The organism is Methanoculleus sp. UBA208, assembly GCF_002498065.1.
GTDB lineage: Archaea > Halobacteriota > Methanomicrobia > Methanomicrobiales > Methanoculleaceae > Methanoculleus.
Map to the genome: position 1 here is coordinate 1 of NZ_DAFZ01000034.1, position 9993 is coordinate 9993.

At 63.0% G+C, this 9993-nt stretch carries 15 protein-coding genes; 11 read left to right on the plus strand and 4 right to left on the minus strand.

The genetic code is table 11. The annotated features are described in order from the left end of the window. Window positions 1-252 precede the first annotated feature (252 nt). On the minus strand, window positions 253-1428 hold the full coding sequence (locus BRA62_RS02685) for a YcaO-related McrA-glycine thioamidation protein (RefSeq protein ID WP_292364590.1): 1176 nt from the start codon (window positions 1426-1428) through the stop codon (window positions 253-255). Window positions 1429-1484: 56 nt separating this feature from the next. On the opposite strand from BRA62_RS02685, the gene BRA62_RS02690 reads away from it, so the two are divergent. Continuing rightward, complete coding sequence (locus tag BRA62_RS02690) at window positions 1485-1775, plus strand: DUF2098 domain-containing protein (protein WP_292364591.1); 291 nt, start codon at window positions 1485-1487, stop codon at window positions 1773-1775. On the opposite strand, the gene nikR is transcribed toward BRA62_RS02690, so the two are convergent. Then, a complete protein-coding gene (nikR, locus tag BRA62_RS02695) occupies window positions 1772-2194 on the minus strand; it encodes a nickel-responsive transcriptional regulator NikR (RefSeq protein ID WP_292364592.1) in 423 nt (140 codons plus the stop codon). The two genes, BRA62_RS02690 and nikR, sit on opposite strands and share 4 nt — an antisense overlap. Window positions 2195-2405: 211 nt before the next feature. On the opposite strand from nikR, the gene BRA62_RS02700 reads away from it, so the two are divergent. The 10 genes from BRA62_RS02700 (at window position 2406) to BRA62_RS02745 (ending at window position 8231) form a co-directional block, all read left to right on the plus strand. Next, complete coding sequence (locus tag BRA62_RS02700) at window positions 2406-3641, plus strand: translation initiation factor IF-2 subunit gamma (protein ID WP_292364593.1); 1236 nt, start codon at window positions 2406-2408, stop codon at window positions 3639-3641. Next, a complete protein-coding gene (locus BRA62_RS02705; protein WP_292364594.1) occupies window positions 3638-4018 on the plus strand; it encodes a PIN domain-containing protein in 381 nt (126 codons plus the stop codon). Before BRA62_RS02700 ends, BRA62_RS02705 begins: the two co-directional genes overlap by 4 nt. Window positions 4019-4024: 6 nt before the next feature. Further along, complete coding sequence (locus BRA62_RS02710) at window positions 4025-4594, plus strand: DNA-directed RNA polymerase (protein WP_292364595.1); 570 nt, start codon at window positions 4025-4027, stop codon at window positions 4592-4594. Window position 4595: 1 nt separating this feature from the next. Beyond that, complete coding sequence (gene spt4 / locus BRA62_RS02715) at window positions 4596-4796, plus strand: transcription elongation factor subunit Spt4 (RefSeq protein ID WP_214020934.1); 201 nt, start codon at window positions 4596-4598, stop codon at window positions 4794-4796. Then, the gene (locus tag BRA62_RS02720) at window positions 4796-5281 is read left to right on the plus strand and encodes a GTP-dependent dephospho-CoA kinase family protein (protein WP_292364596.1); all 486 of its coding nucleotides are present in this window, start codon (window positions 4796-4798) and stop codon (window positions 5279-5281) included. Before spt4 ends, BRA62_RS02720 begins: the two co-directional genes overlap by 1 nt. Before the next feature lie 76 nt (window positions 5282-5357). Continuing rightward, window positions 5358-5651, plus strand: coding sequence for a 30S ribosomal protein S24e (locus tag BRA62_RS02725; protein ID WP_292364597.1), 294 nt, complete (start codon window positions 5358-5360; stop codon window positions 5649-5651). A 5-nt stretch (window positions 5652-5656) separates the two neighbouring features. After that, entirely contained in the window at window positions 5657-5812 is a 156-nt protein-coding gene (locus BRA62_RS02730; RefSeq protein ID WP_214020931.1) for a 30S ribosomal protein S27ae, read from the plus strand. Window positions 5813-5897: 85 nt separating this feature from the next. Continuing rightward, on the plus strand, window positions 5898-7481 hold the full coding sequence (locus BRA62_RS02735) for a bifunctional N(6)-L-threonylcarbamoyladenine synthase/serine/threonine protein kinase (RefSeq protein ID WP_292364598.1): 1584 nt from the start codon (window positions 5898-5900) through the stop codon (window positions 7479-7481). Further along, window positions 7478-8056 (plus strand): RdgB/HAM1 family non-canonical purine NTP pyrophosphatase, encoded by a 579-nt coding sequence (rdgB, locus tag BRA62_RS02740; RefSeq protein WP_292364599.1) that lies wholly within the window; start codon window positions 7478-7480, stop codon window positions 8054-8056. Before BRA62_RS02735 ends, rdgB begins: the two co-directional genes overlap by 4 nt. Window positions 8057-8084: 28 nt before the next feature. Further along, complete coding sequence (locus BRA62_RS02745) at window positions 8085-8231, plus strand: 50S ribosomal protein L40e (RefSeq protein WP_292364600.1); 147 nt, start codon at window positions 8085-8087, stop codon at window positions 8229-8231. Between the two features lie 77 nt (window positions 8232-8308). Here BRA62_RS02745 and BRA62_RS02750 read toward each other — a convergent pair whose 3' ends face one another. Beyond that, complete coding sequence (locus BRA62_RS02750) at window positions 8309-8959, minus strand: putative phosphothreonine lyase domain-containg protein (protein WP_292364601.1); 651 nt, start codon at window positions 8957-8959, stop codon at window positions 8309-8311. 43 nt (window positions 8960-9002) lie between these two features. After that, entirely contained in the window at window positions 9003-9767 is a 765-nt protein-coding gene (locus BRA62_RS02755) for a sulfide-dependent adenosine diphosphate thiazole synthase (RefSeq protein WP_292364602.1), read from the minus strand. Between the last annotated feature and the right edge of the window lie 226 nt (window positions 9768-9993).

Here is a 9993-nt window from a genome sequence, read left to right on the forward strand (position 1 = left end):
GGCCTCCGGCCTCCTCCCCCGCCCCAGGGCGGGGGCAGTCATGGCGATACCCGGTGGAAAGCCGTGCCCCTGAGTACCCCCTGATTGCGACCATCTGGGGCAAAGCAGGGAGGGTTCAACAAGGCCCGAGGTCCAGGTGTTAAGCGCTGGCAAGCTCCCTTCGCGGCTTCGCGTGAGACTGCATCACTCCAGTACGCCGTTGACTCACGCGAAGCCGCGAAGAACGCGAAGAGTTCGGCCGCCTGGAGAGCCTCACCCCTGCGCAGGTCGCTTCCGGTCGGGGTCCATGTAGGATATCTCGAACCCGGGGATAATGACCCGCACCACCGGCACCGCCGTCCGTGAGAGGTCGTAGACACAGACCCGGTCCGTATGGGGAGCGACCTCCTCGAGCACCCGCCGGATATCGAGGTCGAACCGCCTGGTGCTCGCGTCGGGGACATCGGCGATATCGACGGCATCTGCGTCGGCAAACCACATCCGGTTGATCCGCTTCAGCCGCTCGTATCCCGCCTTTCGAAGGATCCTCTCCCGCTGGGGGTCGTTGCGGCCGCCCTGGAGGTAACTTCCCCGGCTCTGGGCGACCTCGGTCAGGGCGCGGAGCGCTGCGATCTCGGGGCAGAGGTGCGTCCCCGACCCGATGACGAGCATTGCCGGGTCCTTCGTGACGGTGTCGTCCGCGGCGGCCGCGACCGTGGGGATGCCGGTCTTTCCCTCGAGCAGCCAGAGGCGGATATCGATCCCGTTCTCTTCGAACCGGTCGAGGACCTCGCGGGCGGCGCACTCCTTCTCGATGGCGAGGCGGCGGCCGAGGTCGCGGTTTTGGTCGGCAGCGCTGAGCGCGTCCCGCTCGATCACCTCAAAGAGGGCGTGCAGGATCGCCTCCTCCATGACGTTTCCCGATGCCAGCCCGTTCGAGTCGCTCCTAAAAAGGGGTATTGCCATGCCGAGCGAGTCGTAGGGGTGGAAAACGGCGTTGCTCGGGACAAAGATCTCCTCGTCGTTCAGGATATCCCACGCCGGCGTCCAGTGGATCTTCTCCCCCTGCTCGAGCTTGCGCGGCAGGAACAGGTCTTCGGGATACACCGCCCGTCCCGGGCCGATCTCCTCGTAAGTCGCATACTCCATCCGGTCGCCCCGGTACTCGGCACAGTAACGCTCGAGCGCCTCCATCATCGCCGATACCCGGGCGTGGACCGGCTCCTTTCCCTTTCCCGCGTGGACTCGAACCGCTCCCCGGGCCGCTCCCGGCCGAACCGCCGCAAAGACCGGGATCCCGACCCGGTCCAGGGGAGTGACGTCGACAATCTCGGTAACGCCGATCTCCGTCATCAACGGTTCCACGGCGGCCCGGGTCTCCTCCGGAGACCGGGAGCGGTGCGTCCCGTCAAAATACAGCTTCTCTACCGGACGAATCGTGATTGGCATTCAAAGTACCTTGGAGGTGATACCTTAATAGTATGGCAGATGTACCCTACCGTGTTATGAGCACGGATGATGTGGCGGTGGGCGCAGTCGTCCGGTACCCGCGCACCGGCACGACGGGGAAGGTCGTGCGGGTCGAGGAGATCGACGGCTGGAAGTATGCCGAGCTCGACAGCACCGGACTCTACTACCGGGTGGACGAGCTCATCGGCGCCGACAAAGCGGCCGGAAACGCGGAGAGAGAGGACCGTTCTCTCGAGGAATACCTAAAAGAGCACACAGAGCTCCAGAAGCAGCTCGAAGAGGTTTGGGAGAAGGGGATCGACCAGAGCTGCGAGGGCGGCGGTTAACCCTCGACCGGTATGGTGGTGAGTTTCACCGCCTCGACACCCTTCTGTGCCATCAGCCTCTCGGTAATATCCTTCAGTACGGCCCCGTCCCCCCGGATCAGGATCACCTCGAGGCACTTGTTCTGAGTTACGTGTGAATGAAGGGATGCCTGGATATTGTGGGCATACTGGTGCTGTATCTCGGTGAGCGTCTGGAGCAGTCCCCGCCGGTCATGGTCGTAGACCATTGTGATGACGCCCTGACGCTCGCCTTTTACATCGGAGATCCACTGGTAATGAGTGATGTAGCTTCGTATTGAATCCCGTATTCCTTCGGATCGGGAGGAATATCCCCGGAGGCTCAGGATCTCGTCGAATTTGTCGAGAAGGTTCTTGGGTAGAGAGATCCCGATACGTGAAAGTTCGGTATCACCTGACATATTGCGATCAGTTTCCATATCTCTCTTCATGGGGTATAAATATTCGCTAATAACCAGAGTATTATTCATACTTCGTATGCCGAACGGGTGGCGGCAAACGAGAGATCACCCGGCACGCAGTATAAAAGCGCGGCAGGAAACGGCAAAGTAATCCCTACTGATTATGTATAAGTAGTGTCACTATATATTGGATAAGGAGGTTCGAAAACTTTTGCGAGATGCATTCATTCCCGGTGTCAATATTGGGCTCGTTGGTCATGTCGATCACGGCAAGACCACCCTGGTCAGCGCGCTGACCGGTACCTGGACGGACAGGCACAGCGAGGAGATCAAGCGCGGCATCTCCATCCGGCTTGGTTACGCCGATACGACTTTTTACAAATGTGAGGGGTGCGAGGGGACGGAGGCCTATTCCTCCCATCCTGAATGCCCGAAATGCGGAGGAGAGGCGGTCCCGTTCCGAACGGTCTCGTTCGTCGACGCCCCCGGCCACGAGACGCTGATGGCGACGATGCTTTCCGGTTCCGCACTGATGGACGGTGCGATGCTCGTTATCGCTGCAAACGAGGCCTGCCCGCAGCCCCAGACCAAGGAGCACCTGATGGCGCTCGAGCTGATCGGCATCAAGAAGATCGTCATCGTCCAGAACAAGATCGATGTGGTCACCCAGGCCGAGGCGCTCGAGCACTACAAGCAGATCAAGCGGTTCATCAAGGGCACCATTGCCGAAAACGCACCCATCATCCCCGTTTCCGCACAGAAGGGAGTCAATATCGGTGCCCTGATCCAGACCCTCGATGAGGTCATCCCGGAGCCCGAACGCAACCCGGATATCGACCCGTTGCTGCTCGTCGCACGGTCGTTCGACGTCAACAAACCCGGCTGCAGCTGGCGGGACGTGAAGGGCGGCGTCATCGGGGGCTCGCTCATCCGGGGAGTCCTGCACGAGGGGGACGATATCGAGATCCGGCCCGGCCGACAGGTTCAGATCGAGAACCGGACGAAGTGGGAGCCGATCGAGACGAAGATCACCTCCATCAACGCCGGTAAGATCGGTGTGACCGAGGCGTCGCCCGGGGGTCTCCTCGGCGTCGCGACGAAACTCGATCCGGCACTGACGAAGAGCGACGCTTTTGCCGGGCAGGTGGCCGGGCTCGTGGGGAAACTGCCGCCGGTCTGGGAACGGCTGAAGTTCGACGTCACGCTCATGGACCGGGTGGTCGGCGCGGACAGCGAGCAGATCATCGAGCCCTTGAAGCACAAGGAGCCGCTGATGCTCTCGGTCGGGACCGCCGTCACCGTCGGCGTGATCGTGAACACGAAGAAGAACCAGGTGGAGGTCCAGCTGAAGCGGGCGGTCTGCGCGGAAGTCGGCGCGCGGATCGCTATCAGCAGGCAGGTCGGCGGGCGATGGCGGCTGATCGGCATGGGGATTCTGGTCGAGTGAGGGTGCTCCTCGACACGAACGCCCTCTTAATGCCGGCCCAGTTCGGGATAGACCTGTACGACGAACTCATGGCCCTCTTCGGGGACTTCGAGCCGATAACGCTCGAAGAGGTGGTTGGCGAGGTCTCGGGGCTCGCCCGTGGCCGCGGCCGCGATGCCGTTGCCGCGCGTGTGGGTCTAGCAATGGCCCGGCGCTCGAAGATCGTGCCGAGCGGGAGTACCGCAGAACGTGTGGACGACCGGGTGATCGAGTATGCCCGACGGGAAGGATGCACCGTGGTGACGAATGACCGGGAACTCAGGAATGCTCTCCTCGACGAGGGGATCGACGTCGTTTCGATGCGAAGAGAGAGAACATTGGAGCTGATGAGGGGATAGTTGAAAATGTATTATAAAATGACGCTGGAGGACAAGGTGCGCGTCCCGCCGCACCGTCTCGGGGAAGACCTGGAGAAGGTCATCCTCAACGTACTGCAGGAACAGCTTGAAGGCAGCATCGCAAAGGAGATCGGCATCTTCATTGCGGTCACAAACATTCTCACCGTCGGCGAGGGGGAGTTGATCCCCGGCGACGGCGCCGTCTACTACGATGTCAGGTTCGAGGCGGCGGTGCTCCGCCTGGCGCTCCAGGAAGTGATCGAGGGCGAGGTGGTGGAGACGACGAGTTTCGGCGCCTTCGTCAGCCTCGGACCCATCGACGCCATGCTCCACGTGAGCCAGATATCGGACGAATATATCAACTACGACGAGAAGAACGGCAGGCTGATCTGCCAGGACTCGAAGCGGTCCATCGCCGTCGGCGACGGCATCCGGGCCCGGATCGTCGCGCTTTCGCTGAACGAGCGTGAGCCCAGAGAAAGCAAGATCGGCCTCACCATGCGGCAGTCGGGCCTTGGAACTTTGACCTGGCTGGAAGAGGAACTCGAAGAAGAGAAGAGGAAGGGAGCGGCATAACATGGTCGTGCGTAAGAAGGTGGTCAGGGTCTGCCGCGAGTGCCACCGGGTCGTGGAAGGAGAGAGCTGCGTGATCTGCGGCACGACCAACCTGAGCGAAGACTGGGCGGGCTACGTCGTGATCATCGATCCCGAGCATTCGGAGATCGCGAAGAAGATGAACATCACCATGGCCGGACGGTACGCGCTGAAGGTCCGTTGATGTTCCGGTTACCCGAAGCGCACCGGGATCTCTTCAAAAAACCGTTCGGTAATCTCTACGGGAGTATCGGCGAACTCCTCGCCCGGCTCGAAGGCCGGGCGGTCTACGCGGTCGGCGACGTGGTGACCCACAACCTCCTCGCCGCGGGAGTCGTCCCGGATATCGCCATCATCGACGGTTACACGATGCGCACGCCCTGCAACCGTTCGCCCCTGCTCCGGGCGAGAAGGCTGACGGCGAAGAACCCTCCCGGCACGATCACCGACGAACTTGCGGACGCAATCGATGAGGCGGTCCGGGGTCAACCCGCCGTTATCTTCGTCGAGGGCGAGGAGGATCTCGCGGTCATCCCGCTCGTCCTCGCCGCGCCACCGGGTGCTGCCGTCCTTTACGGCCAGCCGGGGGAGGGAGTCGTCCTCCGGCTCGTTGATGCATCGGCGAAGCAGGAGGCCGCGTCTATGCTGAACGTTTTCGTGCGCGAGTGAAGGACGTGGCGAAACCCGTTCCCGCACTCCATCCCAGAGTATAAATAAACCCCCCAACAATATTTTAGGGATATCGATGGACTTCGAAATTACCCGTGATGTGAGGAACGAGTTGTTGAACAGGAGAGAGCTTTCGTTTACTCTCACTTTCGACGGACCGACGCCTTCGCGCAAGAGCATTCAGGAGAAGCTCGCCGCGCTGCAGAACAAGGATGAAAACCTCCTCGTGCTGGACCTTGAGAGGACCCGGTTCGGGAAGATGGAACTTCTCGGCCGTGCCCGGATCTACGACGACGAGGAGAGCAAGAAGGCGACCGAGCGGGAGTACCTGCTCAAACGCGGCGAGCCGAAGGCTGAGAGCGAGGCGTGAAGAGTATGGCGGTCAAGAGATACGAGTGCTACGAAGTCAAGGGCGATGCGGCGGTTCTCCAGAAGCGGCACTGCCCCCGGTGCGGCCCCGGTGTCCTGATGGCCGAGCACAAGGACCGCGTGGCCTGCGGCAAGTGCGGCTACACCGAGTTCCGGAAGTAGGTCCTCACCCGGATACCAATACGGCCGCGGCCACGGTTCGCGGCCGGTCTTTTTATAACGGAACGAACGGAGCGATACCTGTTTTATGCCGGATGTAATACCCGACGACGGTCTGGTGCTGGGTCTCGAGGGAACCGCGTGGAACCTCAGCGCCGCCCTCTTCGGGGAAGATCTGGTCGCTCTCCATTCTTCGCCGTACGTCCCGCCGAAAGGAGGGATCCATCCCCGGGAGGCCGCGCAGCACCACGCGTCGGTGATGAAGGAGGTCGTCTCCCGGGTGCTCGCGGAGCCGGAGCGGATCAGGGCCGTCGCCTTCTCCCAGGGGCCCGGGCTCGGGCCGTCCCTCCGGACGGTGGCGACCGCCGCACGCGCCCTCTCGATCGCCCTCGGTGTGCCGCTCGTCGGCGTCAACCACTGCGTGGCGCACGTCGAGATCGGGAGGTGGGCGACCGGATTTTCCGACCCGATCGTCCTGTACGCGAGCGGCGCGAACACGCAGGTGCTCGGCTACCTGAACGGCCGCTACAGGATATTCGGGGAGACGCTGGATATCGGCCTCGGGAACGCGCTCGACAAGTTCGCCCGGAGCCACGACCTCCCGCACCCGGGCGGGCCCGCCATCGAGAGGCTTGCGCGCGAGGGCGACTACGTCGAACTCCCCTACACGGTGAAGGGGATGGATCTCGCGTTCTCGGGGCTCGTAAGCGCCGCCCAGGAGAACAACGCGCCGCTCGAGGACGTCTGCTCCGGTCTGCAGGAGACGGCGTTCGCGATGTGCGTCGAGGTGACGGAGCGGGCGCTCGCGCATGCCGGCAAGGACGAGGTACTGCTGGTCGGCGGGGTCGGCGCGAACGGGCGGCTGCAGGAGATGCTCAGGGCGATGTGCGAGGACCGGGGAGCGGCGTTCGCTGTTCCCGAGCGGACATACCTCGGCGACAACGGCGCGATGATCGCCTACACGGGCAAGATCATGCTGGAGCACGGCGTCGTGCTCCCCCTCGAGGAGTCGCAGATCCGGCCGGGCTACCGGGCCGACGAGGTGGAGGTCGCCTGGCGGACGGAGCCCGGCGAGGTCTTTTCTGTCGGGCCGCACGAGGGCGGCGTTGCCCGGGGAGCGGAGGCGGTCGTGGAGATCGGGGAGGAGAACGTGGTCAAGCGCCGGACGAGCAAGCGCTACCGCAACCCACGCCTCGATCGGCGGCTGATCGCGGAGCGGACCCGGGCGGAGGCCCGCCTGATCGCAACGGCGCGGCGGGCGGGCGTCCCCACCCCGGTGATCCGGGATATCACCGCAGACACGATCGTCATGGAGCGGGTTCACGGCGAGGTGCTGAAGTACGTCTCCGCGCCGGAGACGATCCGGCTCGCGGGCGAGGCGGTCGGGAGGCTGCACGGGACGGGGATCGTCCACGGCGACCTGACGACGAGCAACATGATCGTCCGCGACGGCCAGTGCGTCTTGATAGACTTCGGGCTTGCGTCGACGTCCTCGGAGGTCGAGAGCCGCGGGGTCGACCTCCACGTCTTCTTCCAGACGCTCGAGAGCACGACGGAGAACTTCGAGGAACTGAAGGAGGCCTTCGTCGAGGGTTACACGGGCGTGTTTTCCGGGGCGGACGAAGCCCTTGCCCGGGAGCACGAGGTCGAGCTGCGGGGGCGCTACCTGTGAACCTCGCGGTGGTGACGAGCAACGCCAACAAGGCGCGGGAGGTGGCCGCCTACTTTATGGGAGTGCTGGAAGTCGAGCACGTCGCGCTCGCATGCCCGGAGTTCCGCAACGACGACGTCGGGGAGATTGCCCGGGCGAAGGCGGAGTTCGCCTACCAGGCGATCTCCCGTCCGCTTATCGTCGACGACACCGGCCTCTTTATCGACGCGCTCCGGGGGTTCCCCGGGCCGTACGCCGCTTACGTCCACGACACCATCGGGAACGCAGGAATCCTGAAACTCATGGAGGGTGTCGAGGACAGGGGCGCGCACTTCGAGACGGCTATCGCGTTCGCCCGCGAGGACGGCATCAGGATCTTCCGGGGAATCCTCCCGGGGACGATCGTCGCCCCCCGGGGGGAGGGCGGGTTCGGCTACGACCCGATCTTCGAGCATGCCGGGCAGACGCTCGCCGAGATGCCGCTTGCCGAGAAGAGCAAGATCTCTCATCGGGCGCGGGCGCTCGAGGCCTTCCGCGCCTGGGTCGAGCGGGAGGGCACAGCCGGCAGAACTGTTAATAGTAGCAAGAACGAATAGTACAAAACTGACAAGTGGTGTTTTCGACATGGCAAGATTTCCTGAAGCTGAAGCGCGTCTGCTCAACGTAAAGGTCTGTATGAAATGCAACGCCCGGAACGCAATCCGCGCGACCCGCTGCCGCAAATGCGGCTCGGACGAGCTCCGGGCCAAGTCCAGGGAACGGAAGGCGTAACGCACCCGGCCGCGCAGAGGCGGTTCCGGCATACTCTTTTTTGCGCAGGTTATGGGTGAGCGGGAGCACCCCGTCATTCAGGCGCTGTAATAGGTAACTTTTCGGCCCTCTTCGCTGTACTCGCCCCGGTAGGTCTCGATGTTTCGCTTGTAGCCGATCCGCTCCTCGAACCCAAGTTCGCGGAGCCGTTCGCGAACCCGCATCACGTCCGCTTCGTCCGCCCAGTCCCGGGTGTAGACGTAGATGACCGACCGCTCGTCGCGCGAGTCCGGGTTTGGTTTGGCGGTGCTGACCTTCGCGGATATCCCGAGGGTTCCCTTCACCGTTTCGTCCCGGATCTTCCGCCACGCCTCGTCCACCTCATCCGCGGCGACGAATATGAGCCATTTCCCCACCCGATCATCGTCGAGGCCCCTCCCCGAGGGGCCGGGGGCGTCCTGGACGATCCAGTACATCCGGGTCGTCTTCGAGGGGAGGACTCCTTCACCCCCTCTCAGGGGTGCGTAGATCGCATCGATCCCGCCGAACCGGCTGAGGAGGGCTTTTGCGAGGTCCGGGTAGTCTTCCTCGAACCGCCCGAAGATCTCGCGGGCGTCGGCCTCGAAATCAGCTCCCTGCTCGACAAGTTCGAACAGGTACGGGCCGCGGAGACGGATCTCGCGGTTGAGGTAGATCTCAAAGATCCCGTACGCGACCTCGGCCAGGGACTCCGGATCGATCTCTTTCATACCTAATGGTAACCGCCGGGGGAGTAAAAAGAATTTTGAAGTGTTACCGGCCAAGTCTTTCTGCAACAAGCTCTGCGGCCCGCTCTCCGGAAAGCAGCATCCCCCCGAAGATCGGCCCCATACGGCACTCCCCGGCAACGGCGTTCGCCGCCATCCCGGTGACAAAGAGGCCGGGGAAGACTTCTTTTGTGTGTTCGAGGATCCGGGTCTCGGCACGCTCGGCCCACATGAAACTCTCGCCCTTCACCCGGAGGTTGTCGCCTTTCTTCTCGATCATCCGGGCGATCATGGCGTCGTGGCCGGTTGCGTCGACCGTGCAGGTGCAGGCCACGGTGAGCGGGTCGACGTGCAGCCCGGCCATGTCGACCGGCGTCCAGTTGATGACGAGGCCGCCGACCCTGCCGTCGCCCCGGATCATGACGTCCTCGACGGTGGTGAGGTTGAAGAACTCGACGCCGGCGTCGCAGGCGGCTGCGGTGAGCTTCGCGACCGCTTCGACCGATTTCGCGACGTAGTAGCCCTCCTCGAACTCCCGGTAGGCGATACCGAACCGGTCGAGGAGCCGGCGTGCCTCTTCCTGGACGACGATCCGCGGAAACATCATCCCGCCGCCCCACATGCCGCCGCCGATGCTGAGCTTCTTCTCGATGAGTGCGCACTTAACACCCTTCTCTCCGAGGAGCGCGGCGCAGGCGAGCCCCGAGGGTCCCCCGCCGATGACGGCGGCGTCCATCTCGAGGTGGTCGATGAGCGCCCGGTGCTGCTCCTCGAGAATGGCCCTGCTGATGGTCACTTCGTTCAGCGTCATCGATTCTTATCTATAGCGCCGGAGAGTGATAAGGACACTGGCGCACGGCGGAAATGCACCGGATGACGGTTCAAACGGAAGCAACCGGAGAGAGTGGCATAGACCTTAATAGCGATCCGGCACAATATTATTTGTACTATGAAGTGGACGCGCGACTTCGGTCTCACTATGAGGATGTTTCTCACGTCGTTCCTGCTCCTCATAGTCTACCTGATCTTCCTGGGCA